Consider the following 24,879-nt stretch of genomic DNA (forward strand, 5'->3'; position numbering starts at 1 on the left):
AGGCCCACGAACCGTTCTTGCGAGGGTCCGTTTTCCCCGTCGCGGAACACCCCGTCCGCCGGTCCAAAACTCGTCCGCGCTGGCAGGTCTCCCGGCTTGCGGAGCAGGGTTTTAGCCCTTCGATCCCCGCCTTCCCGATCCCTTGCGGGATCAGTGGCTTCGGGCATCTCTCCGGTCACGGTCGCGGGGGCGGCTGCATTTTGGGCCCAAATCTTGCCGATTCGGACCCTATCGCATTCCCTCTTCGCCTGTCATAGGACAGGAACCAACGCCGGGCCACCATTTGCCCCCGGCCGCCTCTTGTCAAGCCGAAGGACCGGGACCGATGACACCTGAACCGGATACCCAAACAGCTGAGGAAACCGACGCCCGGCACGCCCAGAAAATGGCGAAGAAGAAGGTCGCCCGCGACAAGATCATGGCGACCAAGAGCGGCGAAAAGGGCCTCATCATCGTCCACACCGGCGCCGGCAAGGGCAAGTCCTCCTCCGCCTTCGGCATGATCGTCCGCTGCGTCGCCCATGGCTTCCCCTGCGCGGTCGTGCAGTTCATCAAGGGCGCCTGGGACACCGGCGAGCGGCGCCTGCTCACCAGCCATTTCGGCGACCTCTGCCAGTTCCATGCGATGGGCGAAGGCTTTACCTGGGAGACTCAGGACCGTGCCCGCGATATCGCCGCCGCACGCGCCGGCTGGGAGAAGGCCAAGGAGCTGATCCTCGATCCCGATCTGCGCATGGTCGTGCTCGACGAGATCAACATCGCGCTACGCTACGACTATCTCGATATCGCCGAGGTCGTCGAATTCCTGACGACGCAGAAGCCGCCGATGACTCACGTCGTGCTCACTGGGCGCAACGCCAAGGACGAGCTGATCGAGATCGCCGATCTCGTCACCGAGATGACGCTGGTCAAGCATCCCTTCCGCTCCGGCATCAAGGCGCAAGCCGGCGTCGAGTTCTGAGCAGGACTCGATGGCACGCGCATTGATGATCCAGGGAGCCGGCTCGGACGTGGGCAAGTCGCTCATCGTCGCCGGCCTCGCGCGTGCCTTCACGCGGCGCGGCCTTCGCGTGCTTCCCTTCAAGCCGCAGAACATGTCGAACAATGCCGCGGTCACCGTCGACGGTGGCGAGATCGGCCGCGCCCAGGCGCTGCAAGCGCTCGCCGCCGGCGTCGAGCCGCACACCGACATGAACCCGGTGCTGCTCAAGCCCGAGACCGATGTCGGCGCACAAGTGATCGTGCAGGGAAAGCGCATCGCCACCGCGCGTGCGCGCGAATACGCGGCAATGAAGCCCTCGCTGATGGGCGCCGTGCTGGAGAGTTTTGGGCGACTGAAGGCCCGCGCCGATCTCGTGCTGGTCGAAGGCGCCGGTAGTCCGGCCGAGGTGAACCTGCGCAAGGCCGACATCGCCAATATGGGTTTTGCCCGCAAGGCCGACGTGCCGGTCGTGCTGATCGGCGACATCGACCGCGGCGGCGTCATCGCCCAGCTCGTCGGCATCAAGACGGTGATCGACCCTGATGATGCCGCGATGATCCAGGGTTTTGTCATCAACAAGTTCCGCGGCGATCCCGCGCTGTTCGATGATGGCTACAAGCTGATCGAGGAGAAAACATCCTGGCACGGCCTCGGCGTGCTGCCCTGGTTCGCACGCGCCGGCGAGCTGCCGGCCGAAGACGCGCTCGGCCTGAGTGATGCGCGCAAACCCGGGCAATGCAAGATCGCCTGCCTCGCGCTGTCGCGGATCGCCAATTTCGATGATCTCGACCCGCTGAAACTGGAGCCCGGTGTCGATCTCGTGATGGTGCGACCGGGCGAAGCGATCCCCGGCGACGTAAAGCTCGTCATCATCCCCGGCTCGAAATCCACCCGCGGCGATCTCGCCTTCCTGCGTGCGCAGGGCTGGGATATTGATCTCTTCGCACATTATCGCAGGGGCGGCCATGTGCTCGGCCTCTGCGGCGGCTATCAGATGCTCGGGCGCAGCGTCGCCGACCCCGATGGCATCGAAGGCCCCGCAGGCGACACGCCGGGCCTCGGGCTTCTGGATGTTGAAACGGTGATGAGCCCGCAGAAGACGCTGACGCGCGTCGCCGCCGTGCACGCCGCCACGAAGCAGCCGATCGAGGCCTACGAAATCCACATCGGCCGGACCGACGGGCCCGATCGCGTCCGCCCGTTTGCGAAATTGAACGGCGAGCCGGAAGGTGCTGTCTCCCGCGATGGGCGCGTGCAAGGCAGTTATCTGCACGGTCTGTTCACGTCGGATGATTTTCGCAAGGCGTATCTCGCAAGGCTCGACATTCCCGCCGGTGACGAGCCCTATCACGCGAGGGTCGAGAGCGCGCTCGACGCGCTCGCCGATCACATCGAAAAGCATCTGGACGTCGAAGGCCTGCTCGCGCTAGCGCGTTAGGACCTCGGCAAGGCGCGTCCATTCGGCTTCGCTGCCGGGAAGCCCGAGACGCAGCCATCTCGGCTTTTGCGCAAAGACGCGCGACCAGATTTGGCTGCGCGCGAGCGTCTCCTGTGCGGCAAGCCCGTCAGGTGTTTCGTAAAGACGAAACAGCGGCGTGCCGCCAACCAGCGTCCAGCCCTGCACGCGTGCCATGTCGTCGAGACGGATACAGTCGCGCGCAAGCCGGGCCGAGGTTGCCGTTGCCCAGGCATCATCACGCAATGCACGACAGCCGATCGCGATCGCCGCTCCCGAGACCGGCCATGGCCCCGACGCAGCCGCAAGCTTGGCAATATCGGTCGCATTGCCAAGCGCAAATCCAAGCCGCAGGCCAGCCAGACCATAAAACTTTCCGAAGGAGCGCAGGATCAGGAGTCCCGCCCGATCTGCTTTCGATGCAAGCGACAGCTGCGGGACGGCATCGGCAAAGCTCTCGTCGATGACGAGACGGCCGACACGCGCCAGCAACGGCAGCAGCTCATTCGGCGTGCGGCACCGGCCATCGGGATTGTTGGGATTGACGACAACAGCGAGATCCGCGCCCGCCAGCGCGTCAAGGTCCCCGGCCTCCTCGACATCCCACCCCGCAGCCGACAGCACCCCGGCATATTCATTATAGGTTGGCGCGAGGATGCGGGCGCGGCCACGAGCGCCGAGTTGCGGCAACAGTTGAATGGCCGCCTGTGCACCGCCCATCGCGACAATCGGCGCGCGCGTGCCGTAAGCCTGCTGCGCGGCCTGATGCAGCGCCTCAATCTCCGCACGCGAAGGCAGTGCGCTCCATGCGCGCGTGCTCACCTCCCCTACCGGATAAGGCAGCCGGTTGATCCCGGTCGACAGATCAATCCAGTCTTCCGCGCGCCCGCCAAAACGCTGCTGGGCCAGATCGAGATTTCCACCGTGCTCACGCATGCCCTGTTCTTTCACGCGAAGCTGAGGATCGCAAGGAGGCCTGCGAGCAGCAGCATGGCGCGGCGGTAGACCGTCAGTCCCGCGCCGATATCGGCGGCGAGCGGATCGCGCGCACCTTCGTTGAGCCAAGGCTCGTTGGTGATGCTGCCGTGATAGATGCGTGGGCCGCTGAGACGCATGCCGAGCGCACCCGCCATCGCCGCTTCCGGCCAGCCGGCATTGGGCGAACGATGACGGCGCGCATCCCGCCTCATGCAAGACAATGCCTCCGATCGCCGCGGTGCCAGCAGCACAAAGAGGAATCCGGTCAGCCGCGCCGGAATGAAGTTTGCGACATCGTCGATGCGGGCGGCCGCCCAGCCGAAGGCTTCGTGCCGTTCGCTGCGATGGCCGATCATGGAATCCAGCGTGTTGATCGCCTTGTAGCCCAAAATGCCGGGCAAGCCGAACAGCGCGCCCCAGAACACCGGCGCGACGATGCCGTCGGAGGCGTTTTCCGCAAGACTCTCGATCGCCGCGCGCGCGATGCCGGCCTCATCGAGCACCGCTGGATCGCGGCCGACGATGCGCGACACCGCGTCGCGCGCGGCGGCAATGTCGCCGCCCAATAAAGGCGTCGCGACGGCCGCGACGTGATCATGCAGTGAGCGCAGCGCGACCAGCGGCCAGGCGAGGATGCCGACCAGCACGATCTGCACCCATCCCCATGGGAGCAAGGACTGAAGCACCCAGCCGAGAGCGACGGAGATCGCGATCACCAGGAGCGCCCCGGCAATGCCAGCGACGCGGCGGAAAGCCGGCGTATCGGACGAACGATTCCAGCCGCTGTCGATGGCGCTGATCAGCCAGCCCAGCCAGGTCACGGGATGGCCAATCCGCGCGAACAGCCATGACGGCCAGCCCAGCAGGGCATCCACCGCCATCGCCACCACCATCGCACCCGCAAAACCCACACATGTCTCCCGTCTCGCCTCCTGTTGCGCAAAGCCCGGGCCGAGCGCAAGTCCCTCCGCGGCGGATTTCGGCTTTGTCTTTGGCGGCGTTTGGTGATTAGTGCTGGCCGATAGGAGACTTTCATGGCCGTCATCTTGATCACGGGCGGAGCGCGATCGGGCAAAAGCAAGCGTGCGGAAATGCGCACGCGCGCCTTCCCGGGCCAGCCCGTCTATGTCGCGACGGCCGAGGCGCTCGATACGGAAATGGAAGATCGCATCGCAAGGCATCGCGCGCGACGCGGAACAGGCTGGACCGAGCGCGAAGTGCCGCTCGATCTCGTGCAGGCGCTGGCTGCGACCGATGGCCTCGGCGCGCGGCTGGTCGACTGCCTGACGCTGTGGCTCTCCAACCTGATGCATGCCGAGCGCGACTGGGAGCACGACGTGAAAGAGCTCGCTGGCGCCCTGCCCCACCTGAAAAGCCCGGTCGTGCTCGTGACCAACGAGGTCGGCCTCGGCATCGTGCCCGACAACGCGCTGGCGCGCAGCTTTCGCGACGCCGCCGGGATCATGAACCAGACCATCGCTGATGTCGCCGACGAGGTCGAGTTCGTCGTCGCCGGCTTGCCGATGAAACTGAAATGATGCCGCGCGCCGAATTTTTGAAAGACGTCATTGCCGATCTCAGGATGGCGGCATCGTTCGTGACGATCCTTCCTGTGGCATCGTCGAAGCCCGCGGGCGACGGCGCCATGGCACGAGCGGCCTGGGCGTTGCCGGTTGCCGGACTGATGGTCGGCCTCGCGGGCGCTGTGGCCTACAAGATCTCCAGCCGGTTGGGGTTGACGCCGAACCTTGCCGCCCTGCTCGCACTGGCCACGACCGCGCTCATCACCGGCGCGCTGCACGAGGACGGGCTTGCCGATACCGCCGACGGGCTCGGCGGCGGCCGGACACGCGAGCGCAAGCTGGAGATCATGCGCGACAGCCGCATTGGGACCTATGGTGTCTGCGCACTGATCCTGTCCTTCGGACTGCGGTGGAGCGCGCTCGCCGCACTCGCCAGTCCGTGGGCCGTCACGCTCGCACTATGCGCCGCGCACGCGGCTGCCCGCGCGGGCGTGCCGGCTTTCATGTCTCTGGTCCCACCGGCACGGCCTGACGGTCTGTCGGCGGGTGCAGGCACGCCGCCGGGCCGCAGCGTCGCCGTCGCCTTCGCTGTTGGGACATTTGCCCTCGCGTTTGCGCTCGGCCCGGGCAAGGCCCTGGCCGGCCTGATCCTGCTGTCGCTCGCCGGGCTGCTGCTGGCGCGACTTGCCATCCGCCAGATCGGCGGACAAACCGGCGACATCCTTGGGGCCTTCGAGCAGCTCGGCGAGATCCTGATCCTGCTGGTTGCCGCGGCCTTCCAGATGGGACACTGACCCCATGGTCGAGTTCGACGACACCTTCCGCCAGCGCTTGCGCGAGCTGTTCGTGTGGCGCCGTGACGTGCGGCGCTTCCGCAGCGATGCGCTGCCGGTGGGCGCAATCGATCGCCTGATCGAAACCGCCTGTCTCTCACCCTCGGTCGGCCTCAGCCAGCCCTGGCGCTTCGTCATCGTCGATGACGCTGCAAGGCGCCACGCCGTGATCGACGATTTCAAAGCCTGCAACGCGGACGCGCTGAATTGCTATTCCGGCGAACGCGCCGCGCGCTATGCCACGCTGAAGCTGTCGGGCCTCGAACAGGCCCCCGGCCACCTCGCCGTGTTCGCCGACAAGACCGGCGACATCGGCCACGGCCTCGGCCGCGCGACGATGCCGGAAACGACGGAATATTCTGTGGTCGCGGCGATCACCGCGATGTGGCTCGCCGCGCGCGCGGAAGGCGTCGGGCTCGGCTGGGTCTCGATCCTGAACCCGGATCGCATTCACGCCATTCTCGACGTACCCGATACCTGGAAGTTCATCGCCTATCTCTGCATCGGCTATCCGGAAGTCGAATGCGACCAGCCTGAGCTCGAGCAGGCGAAATGGGAGCACCGGCGCCGCGCGGGGGAATTTACGCTGCGGCGCTAGCAGGCTGCGAAGCCACTCACCCTCTTGCCTTCGAGTTCGGCGGCATTGAACTGCGCCAGCCGGATTCTGCGTTACCTGGACCGGCTGACTGAAGTTAACGGTGAACTGCGCCTCCTTTGCCGCGTCGGGACACGGTATCGGGCTGCCCGTGGCTGCGAATGAACATTCACACGCGCATTTTTCATCAATTGTGGTCGTTAGCCTTTCGCGATATGCACAGGCCCAGGGACAACTTTTGCGAAACATTTCATGACCGAGCGGTCCGCTCCTGCCCGCGTTGTGCCGGCGGTCGCCCGCCGCGATTTCCTTCGGCTCGCGGGCACAGCCGCCGCGAGCTTCATTGCGCTCGGCGCAACGCCGGATCGCATGCGCATCGTCGCCTCGCTGACGAGCTTGTCGCTCGACGACGAGTTGACCAGAAGGAACATGTCCGACGGCAACGTCACCTCTCGCCTCGGCGGTCTCATTGCAGGCTTGAAGCAGCGAGGCTGGGTCGAAGGGGTCAATTTCCGTTTCGAGATTCGTTCGACGTTCGGCGGGCCGGACAAGATGAAGACCGCGGTCCGCGAGCTCATCGAGCTCAAGCCGGACGTCATCCTGACCGGCTCGACGGTCGAAACCGCGGCCGTCATGGCCGTCACCAAGACGATCCCGATCGTCTTTGCGACCGCGAACGACCCGGTCGGCAACGGCTTCGTCGAAAGTCTCGCCCATCCCGGCGGCAACGTCACCGGCTTCACCAGCAGCACCGCCGAGATGGGCGGCAAATGGCTTCAGCTCATCCGCGAGGCCGTGCCTGACATCGCGCGCGTGGGTGTCCTGTACAATCCGGCGACAACGCCGCGCGGCGGACGTTTCTACCTCGACTCCGTCGAGCAGGAAGCTTCGGCAGCAGGCGTGGGCGTGGTCCTCGCCCCGGTCGGCGCGCCAGCGGACATCGAGGGAGCAATCAGCCGCTTTGCCGAACCGCCGAGGGCGGCGATGATCTCGCTCGTCGACAGCTTCCTGGTCATCAACCGGCAGGCGGTCATCGCGGCAACGGCGAAATATCGCGTCCCCATGATCTATCCGTTTCATTACTTCATGGATGCGGGCGGGTTGATGAGCTACGGGCCGACGCTGGAGGTGCGCTCGGCCGACTATGTCGATCTCATCCTGCGCGGCACCAAGGCCGGTGATCTGCCGGTGCAATCGCCGCGCAAATACGAGCTCCTGATCAACCGCACGGTCGCCCGCTCGCTTGGACTGACGATACCGTTCACGCTGCTCGCGCGCGCCGACGAGATCCGCGAGTGAACGAGACGATCGACCAGGGACATTTGCGGACGCCTCCCGGCCGGCTGTTCCGCAAATATCTCTACTCGATCGTCGCCCTCGCCTTTGCCGCGCTCGCCATCAGCACCGGCTTCGACGTCTGGTTCTCCTATCGCGAGCAGAAGCAGCTCCTCGCGGCCACCCAGCGCGAGCAGGCAGCGTCCGCGGCCATCCAGATCGGCCAGTTCATCGGCCAGATCGAAAACCAGATCAGGTGGCTCTCGCGCCTGCCCCCGGAGCTGTCGACCAACGAAGACGATCGCCTGAACGCCATCCGCCTGCTGCGTCTTTCGCCTGCGATCGCGGAAATCACCGAGCTCGATGCGCAGGGCCGCGAACAGGTGCGCGTGTCGCGCCGCGTCGCGGACAGGGTCGGCAGCAAGATCGACCTCTCCGCCTCGGCCGCCTTCCGCGGCGCGAATGAAAGCCGGGCCCATTACGGGCCGGTCTACTTCTTCGGCGATACCGAGCCGTTCATGACGATCGCCACGCGAGGGACCGGTCCTGCGCCCAATGTGGTCGTCGCCGAAGTCAATCTGCGCTTCATCTGGGACCTCGTCGCGGGGATCAGGGTCGGCAACACCGGCAAGGCCTATGTGGTCGATCGCATGGGGGTCCTGATCGCGCATCCCGATTTGTGGCCGGCGCTTCGCCGCAGCGATCTGTCCGGCCACGCTGACGTGCGGGCCGCGCTCGACGGAGTCGGCCCGCCCTCGGGCGGCCTCGTCAAGGAGGACCTGTCAGGCCAACGCGTGCTGTCGACCTATGCGACGGTGCCCTCGCTCGGCTGGCTGGTGTTCGTCGAGCTTCCGCTCACCGAGGCTTATGCGCCGATCTACGCGTCGATCGGCCGATCGACATTTCTTCTGGTCGTTCTGCTGGCCTGCGCGGTGCTGGTCTCCCTCGTTCTCAGCCGGCGCATGACGGTGCCGATCCAGATCCTGACGCAAGGCGCGCGGCGGATCGGCAGCGGCGATCTCGGACTGCGCCTCGCGATCAAGACCGGCGACGAGCTGGAGGCGCTCGGCGACCAGTTCAACCGGATGGCCGCTCACTTGCGCGAATCCTACGCAACGCTCGAGCGCAAGGTCGTCGAGCGGACCTCCGAGCTCGAGAAGGCGCGCGATCACGCCCTTGCCGAGCATGACGCCGCCGAGCGCGCGCGCAGCGTTGCCGTACAGGCCAACGAAACCAAGTCGCGCTTCCTCGCCGTCGTCAGCCACGAACTGCGCACACCGCTCAACGGCGTCATGGGCGTGCTGCAATTGCTGGATGACGGCAGCCTCGGCGAAGCGCAACGCCGCCACCTCGCCACCGCCGCCGCCTCGGGCGAAACGCTGATCGCGCTGGTCGATGCCATCCTCGAATATGCCCGCCTCGAGGCCAGCGCTGAAACGCTGGAGACGCGCGACTTCCGTCTCGACCAGCTGATCGAGACCGCCGCCGATCTGATGCGCCCGCAAGCCTTCGGCAAGGGCCTGACCTTCGACCTCGCCTGCGATGCGACGGTCAATACCTCCGTGCACGGCGATCCTGTCAGGCTCAATCGCATCCTGCTCAATCTGATCGGCAATGCCATCAAGTTCACACCGAGCGGCGGGATCGGCCTGACCGCGTCGGCGGAGCAGCATGACGACAACACCCTGCTGCACGTCACGATCCGCGATACCGGCATCGGCATCGCAGCCGACATGCACGAGCGCATCTTCGAGGATTTCGTCCAGGCGGACGACAGCATCGCGCGGCGGTTCGGCGGCACCGGCCTTGGTCTTGCGATCGCCCGGCGGCTGACGCGCCTGATGCGCGGCGAGCTGACGGTTGCGAGCACGCCGGGAGCCGGCAGCACATTCACGCTTGAAGTGCCGCTTGGCCGCGCCGCGAGCGGTATCGCGCAAGGTGCGATCCCGCCGCCGTCGCGGCAGCTCCGCGTGCTGCTGGTCGACGACGATCCCGTCAATTGCGAGGTCGGCGAAGCGATCCTGAACCGGCTCGGCCACCGTCCCACGATCGCCACGAACGGCGCATCGGCCGTCGCGCTCGCCCGCGATCAGGCATTCGACATCATCCTGATGGATCTGCACATGCCCGACATGGACGGCGTCGAGGCGGCGTCGCGGATCGGCAAGCTCGATCTGCCACAGATGCCGCGCATCATCGCTGTGACCGCCGACGTGTCCGCCAGCGCCCGCGAACGGCTCGCAGGCGCCGGCATCGCCAGGATCGTCAGCAAGCCGATCCTGATCAACGCGCTGCGCGAGGCGATCGAGGACACCCCGGACGAGCCGGCCGCAGCACAGCTCGCGGCCGGCGCATTGATCGACCGTCATTTCCTCGACGACCAGCGGGAGCTGCTCGGCCCCGCGCAAATCGAAAAGCTGCATCAGCTGCTGGGGGCGACCAGCGACAAGCTGATCAAGGACATCGCCAAAGCCGCCTCGGATGGAGATCACAAGCAGCTCGCGCGATTCACCCACCAGCTCGGCAGCGCGGCGAGCGCGCTCGGCCTTGTCCGTCTGTTCGAGCACTGCCGCGAGGTGGAGCTGACGGTTGGCTCGATGTCTCCCCACGAGAGCGAGAGCGCCGCGCGAGAACTCGCTGCGATTCTGGATGCCTCGATGAATGCGCTGGACAATTTGCTGCGGCCTGACGAACAGCGTACGGTCATCCACTGAAATACAGGATGGAGTCGCCCGTGCGCGCAAGATACCTCGCTATTCTTCTCATGCTGCTCGCTCCGGCCGCGCGCGCCGAGATCGAACAATTCCCTTCCACCTTTAAAACCAGAACAATCGCGGCCAACGGCACGCAGCTTCATGTGCGCATCGGCGGCCAGGGGCCTGCTGTAATCCTGATCCACGGCTTTGGCGATACCGGCGACATGTGGGGAAAGCTCGGCGCGGATCTTGCGCGCGATCACACCGTGATCGTGCCTGATCTGCGTGGCATGGGCCTCTCGAGCAAGCCCGATAATGGCTACGACAAATGGACCCAGGCAGCCGATCTGCGAGCGGTTCTGGCTGCGCTCGGCATCGGAAAAGCCGCCGTCGTCGGCCACGACATCGGAACCATGGTGGCCTATGCCTATGCAGCCCGATACCGCGACCTGACCGAGAAGCTGGTTGTCATGGATGCGCCGGTGCCCGGGGTGCCACCGTGGGATGAGGTCGTTCGCAGTCCGCAGCTCTGGCACTTTGATTTCGGCGGCCCCGACATGGAGCGGCTGGTCAAGGGCCGCGAGCGCGTCTACCTCGACCGCTTCTGGAATGAATTTGCGGGTACACCCTCCAAGGTCGCGGAAGCGACGCGCCGGCACTACGCAGAACTCTATGCGCGGCCGGGCGCGATGCACGCGGCATTCGCGCAGTTCAGGGCGATCCGCACCGATGCCGAGGACAACAAGAAGGCGATCGCAACCAAGCTGACCATTCCCGTGCTCGCCGTCGGCGGCGAAAAGTCCTTCGGCGCGATGGAGGCCGTCGTGATGCGGAATGCGGCGACTGACGTCACCGAGGTCGTGATTCCGGGCGCCGGACACTGGCTGATGGAAGAGGATCCGCAGGCGACCATCAAGGCGGTACGCCAGTTCCTTGAGGGCAGGAAATAGGACGCAGAGCCGGGCTGACGTGTCTCGGCTCGGCTTTTCCCTGAGCGGACCGTCAGGACCCGAGCGCGGCTTCCGCTAGTGCCCCATTGCGGTCATCGCGCTTCATGGCGCCTGCATTGCCAAACGTGGAAAGCAGTCGGAACACCTGATACCGTGGTGTGATGTTTACTGACGCAGACATGGATCGCGCCGATTGGATTCTCCTGCAAAACGGAGCTGTCACACTATTCTAGGACCCGACCGTTCTTTGCGCCGCAAAGGAAGATCTGAAGCAACTGGGTTATGAGATCTCTGAGGTAACGTGCAACAACGATAAGCAGAGCTTTCAAACGCAGCTGTCGGAGATCCTGCATTGGGAGGAGCAATTCGGATACGGTCCGTGGCGAGGCAATTTAGACGCGCTGAACGATGGCTTCCGGGAGTATCCATTCGCCAACACTGGTCGAAGTGCTTTGATCCTGAAAGGCTTTCACCGACTTGTCGCGGCGGACAGCGACTTTGCGCACGCTGTTTTGGATATCATTGAGTATCAGGCGAGAAATTCTCTGCTCTTGGGCAAAGCCCTGATCTGTCTGGTTCAAACGGACGATAATCGATACAATTGCGCTACAATCGGCTGTCGCAGCGCCAATTGGAACCGCCGGGAGTGGCTGCATAGGGATCGTGGTCTCTGAATCGATGTCCGCAAAGGCGCCTCAGGCTGCCCTCCGATCTTTTCGCACTTGTGCCGGGCTTACCGCGTGACGCGTCTCCCAGCCTCAACGCGTCCTCGCGCCCGCCTCCTCCTCGCGGCCAAACCGTTCGACCAGGAAATCGATGAACAGCCGCACCTTCACCGACAGATGCCGGGTCGGCGGATAGACCGCATAAAGCGCGAGCGGCGGCGCCAGGTAGTTGTCCAGCACTGTCCGCAGCTCGCCTTTCCGCAAAGCGTCGGCAGCGATGAACTCCGGCAGCAGCGCCAGGCCTCTGCCCTTGATCGCGACATCGCGCAGCACCTCGGCATTGTTGACGCAGAGCGACCAGGCCGGCTGGATCCAGTGATCGCCGTCGGCGCCGGTGAGCTTCCACTGATTGCCGGTGAGCAGGAAGCCGTAGGTCAGCGAGGCGTGCTCGCGCAGATCCTGCGGATGTTTGGGCGTGCCGTGACGCGCGAGATAATCCGGCGAAGCGCAGATCATGCGCGCCACAGGCATAATCTTGCGCGCGATCAGGCTGGATGATTCCAGCTCCGCAATCCGCAACGTCACATCAAAACCGTCCTGGACGGGATCGAGCAAATCGTCGCTGAGCACGATCTGGAGCTGAAGCTCCGGGTATCGCGCCATGAAATCGGCCAGCACCGGCCCCAGCCGCATCGTGCCGAACGACATCGGCGCATTGACGCGCAACAGTCCCCGTGGCGCCGACTGTGCCTGCGTCACCGCCTGGTCGGCGGCCTCGATTTCCGAGAGGATCACGACCGCACGCTCGAAATAGCGCTGGCCGTTCTCGGTCGGGCTGGCATGGCGGGTGGTCCGGTTCAGCAGTTGCACCCCGAGGCTCTCCTCGAGGTCGGCGATGTATTTGCTGATCGCCGAACGCGAGAGCCGCAATTGGCGGCCGGCTTCCGCAAAGCTGCCGCTCTCGACCACCTTCACGAAGGCCCGAAGGCTGGCGACCTTATCCAAAGGCCATCTCCAGCGATTGTTTCCAAATCGTAGACATAGACGTCATATTTGCATGGATTGTCTCCAATCCAAAGCGGAACGATATTTCCGGGCAGAGCAAGACCGCTCCCCGAATTCAGGAGGACGACAATGTCTGGACTGCACCATGTCACTGCGATCGCCGGCGATCCCATCCGCAATTTTGGCTTCTACACCCGGGATCTCGGCCTGCGCTTCGTCAAGAAGACGGTCAATTTCGACGATCCCGGCACCTATCATTTCTATTATGGCGACGAGACCGGCCGTCCCGGCACCATCCTGACCTTCTTCCCCTGGGCCGGCGCGCCGGCCGGGCGTCGCGGTGTCGGCGAGACCCATCAGACCGCCTTCCGCGTGCCGCAGCGCTCACTCGGCTACTGGACGCAGCGCTTCATCGAGAAGGGCATTGCTTACGAGGCGCTGGAGAAGCGTTTTGGAGAATCCGTGCTGCCGTTCACCGATCCTGATGGCATGGCGCTCGCGCTGGTCGGGGTACCAGGCGCCGAGAACGAGCCCGGCTGGAGCAATGGCGACGTGCCGGCCGAGCACGCCATCCGCGGCTTCCACGGCGTGACCTTACTGCTCGACAGCGCGGCGAAGACGGCGGCCGTGCTCACCGACGTGTTCGGCTTCAAGGAGACCGGACGCGAGGGATCGGTGATCCGCTTCAAGGCACCTGATAATGTCGAAGGCAGCGTCGTCGACATCTACGAGGCCAAGGGCTTTTTGCGCGGGCATCAGGGCGGCGGCTCGGTGCACCACATTGCCTTCCGAGCGGCTGACGATGCCGAACAGGGCCGGATGGCGCAGAAGCTTGTCAGCAATCACGGCCTGCGTCCGACCGAGCAGAAGGACCGCAACTACTTCCGCTCGATCTATTTCCGTGAGCCCGGCGGCGTGCTGTTCGAGATCGCGACCGACATCCCCGGCTTCGCCGTCGACGAGCCAGTCGCGACGCTCGGGCGCGACCTGAAGCTGCCCGGCTTCCTCGAACCCCACCGCAAGCAGATCGAAGACGTGCTGCCGAATTTGGAAGAGACCGCGTCATGACCGAGAGTGCATTCATCCATCGTTTCGAGCCCGCGACAAGCGCGGGCTCTCCTCCACTGCTGCTGCTGCACGGCACTGGCGGCGACGAGAACGACCTCCTCGGGCTCGGCAAGATGATCTCGCCCGGCTCCGCCCTGCTCTCGCCGCGCGGCCGCGTGCTCGAACACGGCATGCCGCGCTTCTTCCGTCGTCTGGCCGAGGGCGTATTCGACGAGGAGGACGTGCGCCGGCGCGCGCTCGAACTCGGCGACTTTGTTAGCGAGGCGCGGCAGCGCTACGGAATCGTCGCGCCCGTTGCTGTCGGCTTCTCGAACGGCGCCAACATCGCAGCCGCGCTGTTGCTGCTGAAGCCGAACATACTGGCGGGCGCGATCCTGCTGCGCGCCATGGTGCCGCTGTCGGATCCGCCCAAGGCCGAGCTTCGCAGCAAGCCCGTCCTCCTCCTGTCCGGCCAAACTGATCCAATTGTGCCGGCCAACAACTCGGCACACCTCGCAGCGCTGCTGTCGCAGGCGGGCGCCAGCGTAACTCACAAGGTCCTACCGGCGGGCCATCAATTGTCGCAAGCCGACGTGACGCTCGCCCGCGACTGGATCGGCAACGTCGCCGCCGAAGCGGCCTGATCCGAAAGGAACGGCGCACCGCCAAATTGCGGTGCGCCGTTTTTGAAATCCCAACAAGCGACCTTCCGCCACAGCTGCGCAATCGGGCGCCAGCCTGCGCGAAATTTCCGCTTGCCCGTTTTCGCGTCAGGCTTAGAATTTGGGACAAGGTTCCGCATTTTGGAACTACCTTGGACCACCGCCCATGAGTGCCTTGACGAACGCGATTGAGATTCTCCGCTGCTTCTCCAGCGCGCGGCCAGATCTGTCGTTCGCGGACGTGATGGCGCTGACCGGCAAGCCGAAGAGCTCGACCTCGCGGCTGCTGCGCTCCTTGCGCGATTGCGGCCTGCTCGAACAGGACCCGCACACCCGCCGCTATCGGCCGGGTCTGCTCACCTTCGAACTTGGCCGGCTGCACCGCGCCCATGACGACCTCATCAGCATGGCCGAACGCGAGCTGCGCGAGGTCTGCGCCCGCACCGGACACACCGGCTACATCGCCGTGCTCGACGGCTACGAGCAGGTCGTGCTGAGAATCGTGCCAGGTTCGAATCCCCTGCGCGTCGTCAATCCGCCGGGCCAGCGCACGCCGGCGCTTGCGACCTCGAACGGCCGCGCCATGCTGGCGCGCCTCTCCGACGAGGACATCCGCGCGCGGGTGCCCGCGACCTATCCAAAGCTGCCGCGCAACTCGCCGCAGAACTTCAAGCAGTTGATGGCGCGCCTGAACGAGATCCGCGGTACCGGCGTATCCGAGGCCGGGGACGAATCAATCGAAGGCGTCGGCTCGCAAGGCTTTGCGTTGAAGAGCGGCGAGACCGGCGAGATGATCGGAATCGCGGTGTCCTATTCGGTGCAGGCGACCACCGCCGCCGAGCGCGCCAATGTTCGCCGTGAGCTCGCGGCCATGGCCGCAAAGCTGCGGCGCATGACCGGCGACCCGCTCGATCAAGACGCCGCGCGCGTAAAGACGGGAACGCGATGAGCAGCACCGCCGCCCAACGCCCCAACGGCCTTGCGCTCTTCATTCTGCCGAGCGCGCTGCTGTTTGCCTTGTTCTTCTTCCTGCCGATCGGGCTGATGGCGACCATGAGCGTGCTCACCGGCAATCCGGTGGTGATGCCGAAGGTCGCCTTCACCACGCGTCACTACGCCCGCATGATCGACGATCCCTTTTATCTCGAGGTGATCTGGACCACGATCCGCATCGGGCTTGTCACCACCCTGGTCGCGCTTGCGATCGGCTATCCGCTGGCGCACTGGATGGCGCGCATCAAGAGCCGCACCGGGCATGCGCTGCTGCTGATGGCGGTGCTGGCGCCGATGCTGACCGGCATCGTGGTGCGCACCTTCGCCTGGATGACGCTGCTGTCCGACAAGGGCGTGGTCAACCAGACCCTGATGTCGCTCGGCCTCATCGCCCAGCCGCTGAAGCTGATGTACACCGAAACAGGCATCGTGGTCGGCCTCGTCCACATCTATGTGCCCTTCATGGTGCTGACGCTGACCGGTGTGATCGGCCGCATCGACGAGCGGCTGGAGCAGGCCGCCGAAAATCTCGGCGCAAGCCCGTTGCGCGCCTTCATCGAGGTGACGTTGCCGCTCAGCCTGCCCGGCATCCTCGCCGGCTCGCTGCTGGTGTTCGCACTGGCGATCAGCGCTTATGTCACGCCGATCCTGCTCGGCGGCTTCCAGATCATGACGCTGCCGATCCTGATCTACCAGCAGATCTCGGCGAATTTCAATGTCGGCTTCGCGGCCGCTCTGGGTATCGTGCTGCTCGTGATCTCGCTTCTGCTCGTCATTGCCTATAACCGCGCGCTCGGCCTCGTCTCCGGCCAGCGCGAATTGCAGTGAGGCCGGCGATGAGCAGCTCCACCTCAATCGCGGCAGCCGAGCGAGCAGCGCCCGTGCGGACGGCCGCCCCCCGGCGTTACGGTCGTTACCTTTATCTCGCGATCAACATCGCCATCCTGATTTTCCTGCTGGCGCCGATCGCGATCGTCGTCGTGTTCGCGCTGAACCCGACGCCGTTCATCCAGTTTCCGCCGGTCGGCGTATCCTTGCGCTGGTTCGAAAAGTTCTTCGCCTCACGCGACTTCATGCACGCGCTCTGGTTCAGCCTTGAGGTCGCCGTGCTGACCACTTTGTCCGCGACGATCCTCGGCGCCTCTGCTGCGCTGGCGCTCGCGCGCGGTAATCTGCCGGGCACGCGGCTGATCGTGGCGACCATGCTTTCGCCGCTGATGCTGCCGGCGATCCTGACAGGCCTCGCGCTGTTCCAGACCTATGTGCTGCTCGACGTGGGACGGCCGACCTGGGGCCTCGTTGCCGGCCACACGCTGGTGACGCTGCCTTATGTGGTCCGCACCACGCTCGCCGTTCTGCACAACTTCGATACGCGCCTGGAGGAGGCCGCACAAAATCTCGGTGCAAGTCCCCTGCGCACCTTCTTCGAGGTGACGCTGCCGCTGATCAAGCCGGGCGTGCTCGCGGGCGCGATCTTCGCCTTCATCGTCTCATTCGACCAGTTTCCGGTGTCGCTGTTCCTGGTCTCACCGGGCAACGAGACGCTGCCGGTCACGCTGTTCAACTATCTCAAATTCGATCTGGACGGCACCATCGGCGCGGCCTCGGTGGTCTCGATCGTGCTGGCCTTTGTCGTCGTCATCGGGCTCGACCGCACGGTCGGCCTGCGCTCCTACGTCAAATTGTAACCGCTCATTGCATCCGAAGGAATCGACACATGATGAAAGCTCTGGGATCGTCACGGTTCAGCCGCCGCCGCTTTCTGACCGCAAGCGCCTCGCTCGGCATCGGCACCATTGCTGCTCCTTACGTCGCGCGCGCCGACGATCCGACGCTGCGCATCACCGGCTGGGGCGGCAAGTGGGGCGAGATCATGAAGGCCGAGATCGGCCCCGCCTTCGAGAGCGAGTTCAAGTGCAAGCTCCAGATCGATTCCGCCTTCCCCTATCTGCCGAAGCTTCAGGCGAGCTCGCGCTCGGCGCCGATCTATGACGTCATGCACACCAATTCCAACGAGCAGTGGGCTGCCGCTGAAATGGGCCTGGTCGAGCCGAAGATCGATCCCAAGCTGGTGCCGAACCTCGCCGACGTCTATCCCTATGCCATCAGCGACAAGATCGTCGGTGTCTCGATCTTCACCAGCGCCATCGGCCTCGGCATGCGCACCGACAAGGGCTATGGCAGCATCACCTCCTGGAAGGAGCTGTGGGACGCGAAATACAACGGCGTCCGCGGCGGCTATGTGATTCCCGTCAACAGCCTCGGCCAGGCTTTCCTGATGATGTGCGGCACACTGTTCGGCAAGGGCCAGCTCGATCTCGACGCCGCCTACACGGCGCTGGAGAAGCTGAAGCCGATCAAGATCGTCGATTTCACCGGCGCGATGGAGAAGATGCTGCTGTCGGGCGAGGTCGGCCTCTGCGTCATCCACGATTCCGGCATCTACCGCTATGACGGGCAGAACCAGCCAACCGACTTCGTCTCGCCGAGCGAAGGCGTGCTGTCACTGGAGCAGGTTCTGACCATCACGCCCGGCAGCAAGATGAAGGAGCTCGCCAACGCCTATGTGAACTATATGCTCCGTCCGGAGGTGCAGAAGCGCCTTGCCGAGACCGTGTGGTACTCGCCGGCCAACAAGAAGGTGAAGCTCGACGCCAAATACGACGCCAAGCTGCTCACGACGCCGGAGAAGGTCTCGAAGCTGATCCAGGTCGACTGGAAGTGGTACAACGAGCGCAAGGACGAGATCGACCAGCGCGTCAACCGGATCTTCCGCGCATGAGCGCGTCGATCGAAATCGCCGGCGTCAGCAAGATCTATGACGGCGGCGTGCGCGCGGTGGACGCGGTCGCGATGGACATCCGGCAGGGCGAGTTCTTCTCTCTGCTCGGCCCGTCCGGCTGCGGCAAGACCACGACGCTGCGCATGATCGCCGGCTTCGAGACGCCGAGCGCGGGCGCGATCCGTGTCGACGGTGCCGACATCACCCATGTGCCCGCGCACAAGCGCGACATGGGCATGGTGTTCCAGAACTACGCCCTGTTCCCGCATCGGACCGTCGCCGAGAACGTCGCCTTCGGCCTGCGCATGCGTGGGCTCGACAAGGCGACCATTGCGGCCAAGGTGAAGGCGGCGCTGGCCATGGTCGAGCTGTCGGGCCTCGAAGACCGCCGCCCCGCCCAGCTCTCCGGCGGCCAGCAGCAGCGCGTCGCGCTTGCGCGCGCCATCGTGATCGCACCGCGCGTCCTGCTCTGCGACGAGCCGCTCGGCGCACTCGACAAGAAGCTGCGCCAGCAGATGCAGTTCGAGCTCAAGCAGCTCCAGAAGAAGCTCGGCCTGACGCTGGTCTTCGTCACCCACGACCAGGAAGAGGCGCTGGCGATGTCCGATCGCATCGCCGTGATGAACGGCGGCCGTGTCGAGCAGGTCGGCACGCCGACCGAGATCTACAATCAGCCGACCACGCGCTTCGTCGCCGACTTCATCGGCGACACCAACATCTTTCGCGGCGAGCGCGTCGGACCGAACCTGGACGTCGGCAAGGGCCTGCTCCTGGCCCTGCCGCCCACCGAGATGCTCGGCACCGGCGTGCTCTCGGTCGCGCTGCGCCCCGAGAAGATTCGTCTGATCCCGCGCGCTGACGCCGCCCCCGCAGCTGGCAGCTCCGCGCACGGCATCGTCGAGAACACCAACTTCCTCGGCGGTGCGGTGCTCTATCGCATCACGCTCGAGGGCGGCCATCGCGTCCTCGTGCAGCAGCCCAATGCAGGCACGAGCCGCCTGTTCGTTCCCGGCAACGGTGTCACGCTCGACTGGACGCCGGCCGATCTCGTCGTCTTGAAGGACTAGACCACATGAACATGCCATTGAAGCACCAGCGCATCGGGGTGGTCGTGATCGGCCAGAGCCCGCGCCCCACCGTCGCCTCCGAAATCGCCGCCGTGCTGACGCCGGGCATCGAGATCGAGCTGCGCGGCGCGCTCGACGGCATGAGCCGCGCCGAGATCGACGCCATCCCGCCGATGGACGGCTACGACACGCTGTTCACCCTGCTTCCGAACGGCGACGGCGTCACCATCAGCAAGAAGGAGGTGGAACGGCGCGCCAGCCAGCAGATCACCCGCTTCAAGCACGAAGGCGTCGGCGTCACGCTGATGGCCTGCACCGGCAAATTTCCCAATCTCGCGGCCGACGGCCTCGTCATCCTGCCCTCGGCCATCCTGCACAACCTCGTCGAGGCCGTGCTGCCGAACGGCCGGCTCGGCGTGTTCTCGCCGCTCCCCGAGCAGACCGCGCTGATCGACAAGAAATGGCAGCGCGACGGCGTCGAGGTCGTCGGCATCACGCTGCGTCCCGGCTCGGACGATGCCACGGTCGACGAAGCCGCGCGCACGATGGCGGACCTCGAGCCCGATCTCGTGGTGATGGATTGCATCAGCTACACCAGTGCCAACAAGGCACGCGTGCGCACATCCTATCCCGGCCCCGTGATCCTCGGCATTGCCGCCGCGGCCCGTATCGTCGAGGAGTTGGTCTCGTGAGCAAAGCCGAGTTGAAGACGATCAGCCTCGATGAGATCGAGTCGCTCGCGGTCGGCGCCTGGATCCTCGGCACCGGCGGCGGCGGCAGCCCCTATCTCGGCCTGCTCAATCTGCGCCGGCTCTATGCCGAGGGCACCCGCGTGCAATTGATGTCGCCGCTCGACCTCGACGACGACGATTGGGTCGCCGTGGTCTCCAACATGGGCGCGCCGCTGGTCGGGCAGGAACGCCTCGCCGACAGCCGCAATATCGCGCGCGCCGTGCGGATGCAGGAGGAGATCAATAACATCAAGTTCCGCGCCGTGATGTCAGTCGAGATCGGCGGCGGCAACGGCGTGCAGGCGCTGATGGCGGCCGCACATCTCGGCATCCCCGTCGTGGACGCCGACTGCATGGGCCGCGCCTTCCCGGAAGCGCAAATGACGTCGGTCGCGATCGGCGACCTGCGTCCCTATCCCTGCACGCTTTACGATCCCCGCGGCATCGAAGCAGTCGTGACCAAGGTGCCGACCTGGAAGTGGATGGAACGGGCAAGCCGCAAGATCTGCGTCGAGATGGGCTCGATCGCCTCGACCAGCAAGGCGCCGCGCACCGGGCGCGAGGTGAAAGACTGGGGCATCCATTTCACCACCACCAAGGCGATCCGCATCGGCCGCGCCGTGCAGGATGCGAATCGCCGTCACGAGGATCCGATCACGGCGCTGCTCGAAACCGAAGGCGGCAAGAAGCTGTTCACCGGCAAGATCGTCGACGTCGCCCGGCGCACCACCGAAGGGTTCTTGCGCGGCACGGCGATGGTCGACGGCAGCGATGCCGATCGTGGCGCCCGGCTCAAGCTCTCGTTCCAGAACGAATGGATCGTGGCCTGGCGCGGCGAAGAGGCGATCGCGACGTCGCCCGACCTGATCTGCGTGCTCGACAGTGTCAACGGCCACGGCATCGGCACCGAGACCATCCGCTACGGCCAGCGCGTCACCGTCGTCGCCCTGCCCGCACCGCCGGTGCTGACGAGCACCCGGGGTCTCGAATTCGTCGGCCCGCGCGCCTTCGGCTACGACCTCGATTTCCGTTCCCTCTTCGCGCCCGCTGCGGCTGGAGCTTAAGCTATCATGAAGCGTATTGGCATCGATGTCGGCGGCACCAACACGGACGCCGTGCTGATCGTCGACGAGAAGGTCGTTCATTCCGTCAAGCGCCCGACCACGGCTGACGTCACCTCGGGCATCCTCGACGCGTTGAAAGCGCTGCGCGCCGAGCCGACCGCTGCGGTGAAGGTCGATGCGGTCGTGATTGGCACCACGCATTTCATCAACGCCGTGGTGCAGCGCCGCCATGTGCAGAAGATCGGCGCGATCCGCATCGGCATGCCCGCGAGCGCCTCGCTGCCGCCGTTCTGCGACTGGCCCACCGATCTCGCATCCCTCGTCAATGGCGAGATTTTCATGCTGGAGGGCGGCCACGATTACGACGGCCGCCCGTTCATGCCGCTCGACATCGCCGGCCTCAAGGCTGCCGCGCGAAAGATCAAGGATGCGGGCCTGCGCTCCGTTGCGGTGTGCTCGAGCTTCTCGCCGCTCGATCCCTCCTGCGAAACGACGGCGCGCGAAATCCTCGCCGATATCTGCCCTGACGTCGCGGTGACGCTATCGCACGATCTCGGCCGCATCGGACTTCTGGAACGCGAGAATGCCGCGCTGCTCAATGCCTCCCTGCACGACCTCGCCATCACCACTGTCGCGGCCTTCCGCAAGGCGATCGCCGACAGCGGCATCGATGCGCCGCTGTTCCTGACCCAGAACGACGGCACCGTGATGCAGGCCGAGATCGCCACTGCGTTCCCGGTGATGAGCTTTGCCTCGGGCGCCACCAATTCGATGCGCGGCGCCGCGCATCTCTCCGGCCTCGACGATGCCATGGTTGTGGACGTCGGCGGCACCACCAGCGACATCGGCCAGCTCCGACACGGCTTCCCGCGCGAGGCCAATGCCGTCGTCGAAGTCGGCGGCGTGCGCACGCTGTTCCGCATGCCCGACCTGTTGTCGATCGGGCTCGGCGGCGGCAGCCATGTCGACGAGGATCCGGTTCGCGTCGGCCCGCTCAGCGTCGGCTACCGCCTGACCTCGGACGCGCTGGTGTTCGGCGGCTCGCGCCTCACCGCCACCGACATCGCGGTGGCCGCCGGCCTCATCGACATCGGCGACCGCTCCCGCGTCGCCAATCTGCCGAAACGGCTGATCGAGGCCGCAATGCGCGATGCCTGGCGCAAGCTCGAGGAAGACATCGACCGCATGAAGACCGAAGCCGGCGACGTGCCGCTGCTCGCGGTCGGCGGCGGCGCCTTCCTGGTGCCGGATCGCCTGCCCGGCATTTCCGAGATCGTGCGCGTGCCGCATGGCGACTGCGCCAATGCGGTGGGCGCTGCGATCGCGCAGGTCTCCGGCGAAGCCGATCAGGTGTTCCGCGACCTCAGCCGCGAGGACGCGATTGCGGCCGCCCGCGATATCGCAGCCGACCGGGCCGTTCAGGCCGGCGCAGCGCGCGACAGCCTCAAGACCGTCGACGTCGAGGACATGCCGATCGCCTATTTGCCCGGCAACGCGCTGCGCGTGCGCGTCCGTGTTGCCGGCGCGATCGCGGATCCGGACCTGCCTGCGGCGGCGTGACGGGGGCGGCCAGGCAAAAAGTGCGAAAACAACCCCATGCACAGTAGCCGGGGATAGGAAAATCAACGGCTTACGCGGGCAGGCCGCGAGGTAGAGACAGGCCCCTCACCCGACGTCGCTGCCCTCGCCACAAGGGGAGAGAGTGCAGCAACGGGCATCCCCGCCATTTGACTCGTCGGGCAAAACAGGGGTATGATGCTAATATTCCGAAATCGTCGCGCACGGCCAAGAACGCTCCCTGCTTCGCCATCGAGCGGGGGATAGATTAGCGTTCGCAGGAAGCAGTGGGCAAAGCGAAGCGTGCCCACGCTCCTGCTTCGATGTTGGATCGATGGTGGGCACGGCGCAAGTGCGCCTTTGCCCAACCTACAATTCCAGACTCGCGGAGAGATACCTCTCACCCTGGTGAGTCCGTGTCTACCGGTGTCGCTGCCCTCTCCCACAAGCGGAGAGGGCACAACAACGGGCTACGCGCCGCCCCTACTCCCAATGCCAGGTGGAGAAATCGTTCTCGTATTGTGGCACGTCCTTCCAGACGCCCTTCAGCTTCTTGGCTGTGATGGTGATCAGCTGCGGCTGGAACATGTAGGCGGAGACGGCGTCGGTGGCCAGCATGCGCTGGGCGTCGCCGAGAAGCTTGGCGCGGGCGGTCTCATCCGGCGTCGACACGATCTGCTTGTAGAGCGCGTTGTACGCCGCGTTGTTGTAGCCGAGATAGTAGTCCGGCTCGGTGATCTTGACGAGGTCGAACGGCTCGACATGGCTGATGATGGTGAGGTCGAAATTGTGCGGGCCAGTGCCGGCGAACACCTGAGACAGCCATTGCGCCCATTCGACGTTTTCGATCTTGGCGACGATGCCGATCTTGGCAAGCTGGGCCGCGACGATCTCGCCGCCCTGCCGCGCATAGGGCGGCGGCGGCAGCTTCAGCGACAGCTCGAGCGGCGTGGTGACGCCAGCCTCGGCGAGGAGCTTCTTGGCCTTCGCGGGATCGTAGGGATTGATGCCGGTGGTGTCGACGAAACCGAGGGCGCCCGGCACGTAGAAGCTGCCGATCGGCCTGCCGAACCCGTCCACCGCGCCGTCGATCATCGCCTCGCGATCGATCGCGGCGAGGATGGCCCGGCGCACGCGGACGTCATCGAGCGGTTTCTTGCGGTGATTGATGGCGACGATGGTCTTGGCGCGGGAGCCGCCAACCAGCACGGTGAAGCGCGGATCGGCCTTGAACTGTGCGATGGTGCGCTGGGCCGACACGCGCGGGAAGGCGTCAACGTCGCCCGACAGCAGCGCAGCGGTCTGCGCGGACGGATCGGAGATGAAGCGGATCGTCACCTTCGAGAGCTTGATCGCGGCGGCGTTACGGTAGTCAGCCCATTTGGTCAGGGTCATCGAGGAACCCTTGGCCCAGGCGCCGAGCTGATACGGCCCGGTGCCGACGGGCTGCGTGACGTTCGTCGGCGCGCTCTTCGGCTCGACGATCGAGGCACTCGCCTGTCCCATCAGGAACGGCAGGTTCGGCTCGGAATTTTTCAGGGTGAGCACGACCGTGTCGGCGTCGGGCGCGGCAACGGACTCGAAGCTCTGGAACAGGCTCCTGTCCTTATTGGTGCTGGTCGGCGCCGCATTGCGCTCGAACGAGAACTTCACGGCGGCAGAGTCGAACGGCTCGCCATTGTGGAATTTGACGCCCTTGCGCAGCTTGAAAGTGTAGGTCTTCAGGTCGGGCGACGCGGTCCAGCTCTCGGCCAGCAGGGGCGAGACGGAGCCGTCCTCGCTGATCTTGGTCAGCGTCTCGTAGATGTTGTAGAGCGTGACCTCGGCGATCGCGGCAGCGGCCGCGTTGGTCGGATCAAGCCCCGGCGGCTCCAGCGTCATCGCCATGACGACGCTGTCCTTCTTGCTTTGGGCAAGCACCGGCAGCGGCGCCGCAAAAAGCGCGGCAGTGAGTGCGACGATGGATAGTTTCCTGAACATACGTAACTCCCCTGCCTTCTCAATTCCCAGTCTACGCC

At 65.3% G+C, this 24,879-nt stretch carries 23 protein-coding genes and 1 riboswitch; of the genes, 19 read left to right on the forward strand and 4 right to left on the reverse strand.

All coding sequences use genetic code 11. The features are described 5' to 3' along the window. Positions 1 to 64: 64 nt before the first annotated feature. A riboswitch (cobalamin riboswitch) is annotated at positions 65 to 285 on the reverse strand. 40 nt (positions 286 to 325) lie between these two features. Continuing rightward, positions 326 to 961: a cob(I)yrinic acid a,c-diamide adenosyltransferase gene (gene cobO, locus AC1RR3_RS21030; RefSeq protein WP_492825030.1), complete on the forward strand. Its 636-nt coding sequence runs from the start codon at positions 326 to 328 to the stop codon at positions 959 to 961. Between the two features lie 10 nt (positions 962 to 971). Further along, complete coding sequence (locus tag AC1RR3_RS21035) at positions 972 to 2,420, forward strand: cobyric acid synthase (RefSeq protein ID WP_492825031.1); 1,449 nt, start codon at positions 972 to 974, stop codon at positions 2,418 to 2,420. Here the strand turns inward: AC1RR3_RS21035 and cobD are convergent. Next, on the reverse strand, positions 2,409 to 3,374 hold the full coding sequence (cobD, locus tag AC1RR3_RS21040; protein WP_492825032.1) for a threonine-phosphate decarboxylase CobD: 966 nt from the start codon (positions 3,372 to 3,374) through the stop codon (positions 2,409 to 2,411). The genes AC1RR3_RS21035 and cobD overlap by 12 nt on opposite strands. 11 nt (positions 3,375 to 3,385) lie before the next feature. After that, positions 3,386 to 4,327 carry an adenosylcobinamide-phosphate synthase CbiB gene (gene cbiB / locus AC1RR3_RS21045; RefSeq protein WP_492825033.1) on the reverse strand — a complete coding sequence of 314 codons (942 nt, stop codon included), beginning with the start codon at positions 4,325 to 4,327 and terminating at the stop codon, positions 3,386 to 3,388. A gap of 123 nt (positions 4,328 to 4,450) precedes the next feature. Between cbiB and cobU the strand changes: the two genes are divergently transcribed. From cobU to AC1RR3_RS21080, 7 genes are all read left to right on the forward strand, one after another. Continuing rightward, positions 4,451 to 4,954, forward strand: a complete 504-nt coding sequence (cobU, locus tag AC1RR3_RS21050) for a bifunctional adenosylcobinamide kinase/adenosylcobinamide-phosphate guanylyltransferase (RefSeq protein WP_492825035.1) — start codon at positions 4,451 to 4,453, stop codon at positions 4,952 to 4,954. Further along, positions 4,951 to 5,733, forward strand: a complete 783-nt coding sequence (gene cobS, locus AC1RR3_RS21055; RefSeq protein ID WP_492825036.1) for an adenosylcobinamide-GDP ribazoletransferase — start codon at positions 4,951 to 4,953, stop codon at positions 5,731 to 5,733. Before cobU ends, cobS begins: the two co-directional genes overlap by 4 nt. A gap of 4 nt (positions 5,734 to 5,737) precedes the next feature. After that, on the forward strand, positions 5,738 to 6,370 hold the full coding sequence (gene bluB, locus AC1RR3_RS21060) for a 5,6-dimethylbenzimidazole synthase (protein ID WP_492825038.1): 633 nt from the start codon (positions 5,738 to 5,740) through the stop codon (positions 6,368 to 6,370). 249 nt (positions 6,371 to 6,619) lie between these two features. Then, entirely contained in the window at positions 6,620 to 7,666 is a 1,047-nt protein-coding gene (locus AC1RR3_RS21065; RefSeq protein ID WP_492825039.1) for an ABC transporter substrate-binding protein, read from the forward strand. Continuing rightward, on the forward strand, positions 7,663 to 10,356 hold the full coding sequence (locus AC1RR3_RS21070) for a hybrid sensor histidine kinase/response regulator (RefSeq protein WP_492825040.1): 2,694 nt from the start codon (positions 7,663 to 7,665) through the stop codon (positions 10,354 to 10,356). Before AC1RR3_RS21065 ends, AC1RR3_RS21070 begins: the two co-directional genes overlap by 4 nt. Positions 10,357 to 10,406: 50 nt before the next feature. After that, the gene (locus AC1RR3_RS21075) at positions 10,407 to 11,288 is read left to right on the forward strand and encodes an alpha/beta fold hydrolase (protein WP_492825157.1); all 882 of its coding nucleotides are present in this window, start codon (positions 10,407 to 10,409) and stop codon (positions 11,286 to 11,288) included. Between the two features lie 347 nt (positions 11,289 to 11,635). Next, positions 11,636 to 11,962, forward strand: a complete 327-nt coding sequence (locus tag AC1RR3_RS21080) for a hypothetical protein (protein ID WP_492825158.1) — start codon at positions 11,636 to 11,638, stop codon at positions 11,960 to 11,962. Positions 11,963 to 12,046: 84 nt separating this feature from the next. Here AC1RR3_RS21080 and AC1RR3_RS21085 read toward each other — a convergent pair whose 3' ends face one another. Next, positions 12,047 to 12,958 carry a LysR family transcriptional regulator gene (locus AC1RR3_RS21085; RefSeq protein WP_492825041.1) on the reverse strand — a complete coding sequence of 304 codons (912 nt, stop codon included), beginning with the start codon at positions 12,956 to 12,958 and terminating at the stop codon, positions 12,047 to 12,049. Positions 12,959 to 13,087: 129 nt separating this feature from the next. Here AC1RR3_RS21085 and AC1RR3_RS21090 point away from each other — a divergent pair, with 129 nt between their 5' ends. The 10 genes from AC1RR3_RS21090 (at position 13,088) to AC1RR3_RS21135 (ending at position 22,864) form a co-directional block, all read left to right on the forward strand. Continuing rightward, complete coding sequence (locus AC1RR3_RS21090; RefSeq protein ID WP_492825042.1) at positions 13,088 to 14,026, forward strand: ring-cleaving dioxygenase; 939 nt, start codon at positions 13,088 to 13,090, stop codon at positions 14,024 to 14,026. Continuing rightward, the gene (locus AC1RR3_RS21095; RefSeq protein ID WP_492825043.1) at positions 14,023 to 14,649 is read left to right on the forward strand and encodes an alpha/beta hydrolase; all 627 of its coding nucleotides are present in this window, start codon (positions 14,023 to 14,025) and stop codon (positions 14,647 to 14,649) included. Before AC1RR3_RS21090 ends, AC1RR3_RS21095 begins: the two co-directional genes overlap by 4 nt. A 184-nt stretch (positions 14,650 to 14,833) precedes the next feature. Further along, positions 14,834 to 15,616, forward strand: coding sequence for an IclR family transcriptional regulator (locus AC1RR3_RS21100; protein WP_492825044.1), 783 nt, complete (start codon positions 14,834 to 14,836; stop codon positions 15,614 to 15,616). Then, on the forward strand, positions 15,613 to 16,488 hold the full coding sequence (locus AC1RR3_RS21105; RefSeq protein WP_492825046.1) for an ABC transporter permease: 876 nt from the start codon (positions 15,613 to 15,615) through the stop codon (positions 16,486 to 16,488). The genes AC1RR3_RS21100 and AC1RR3_RS21105 overlap by 4 nt, the downstream gene beginning before the upstream one ends. Positions 16,489 to 16,496: 8 nt before the next feature. After that, a complete protein-coding gene (locus AC1RR3_RS21110; RefSeq protein ID WP_492825047.1) occupies positions 16,497 to 17,348 on the forward strand; it encodes an ABC transporter permease in 852 nt (283 codons plus the stop codon). Positions 17,349 to 17,377: 29 nt separating this feature from the next. Beyond that, on the forward strand, positions 17,378 to 18,442 hold the full coding sequence (locus tag AC1RR3_RS21115) for an extracellular solute-binding protein (RefSeq protein ID WP_008132920.1): 1,065 nt from the start codon (positions 17,378 to 17,380) through the stop codon (positions 18,440 to 18,442). Beyond that, positions 18,439 to 19,509 (forward strand): ABC transporter ATP-binding protein, encoded by a 1,071-nt coding sequence (locus tag AC1RR3_RS21120; protein ID WP_492825048.1) that lies wholly within the window; start codon positions 18,439 to 18,441, stop codon positions 19,507 to 19,509. Before AC1RR3_RS21115 ends, AC1RR3_RS21120 begins: the two co-directional genes overlap by 4 nt. Before the next feature lie 5 nt (positions 19,510 to 19,514). Continuing rightward, entirely contained in the window at positions 19,515 to 20,201 is a 687-nt protein-coding gene (locus tag AC1RR3_RS21125) for an AroM family protein (RefSeq protein WP_492825049.1), read from the forward strand. Next, positions 20,198 to 21,304, forward strand: coding sequence for an S-methyl thiohydantoin desulfurase family protein (locus AC1RR3_RS21130; protein WP_492825050.1), 1,107 nt, complete (start codon positions 20,198 to 20,200; stop codon positions 21,302 to 21,304). Before AC1RR3_RS21125 ends, AC1RR3_RS21130 begins: the two co-directional genes overlap by 4 nt. Before the next feature lie 6 nt (positions 21,305 to 21,310). Next, entirely contained in the window at positions 21,311 to 22,864 is a 1,554-nt protein-coding gene (locus tag AC1RR3_RS21135; protein WP_492825051.1) for a hydantoinase/oxoprolinase N-terminal domain-containing protein, read from the forward strand. A gap of 480 nt (positions 22,865 to 23,344) precedes the next feature. On the opposite strand, the gene AC1RR3_RS21140 is transcribed toward AC1RR3_RS21135, so the two are convergent. Beyond that, complete coding sequence (locus AC1RR3_RS21140) at positions 23,345 to 24,841, reverse strand: ABC transporter substrate-binding protein (RefSeq protein ID WP_492825052.1); 1,497 nt, start codon at positions 24,839 to 24,841, stop codon at positions 23,345 to 23,347. Positions 24,842 to 24,879 lie beyond the last annotated feature (38 nt).

It is taken from the genome of Bradyrhizobium sp. GW821-FHT13H05 (assembly GCF_058804065.1).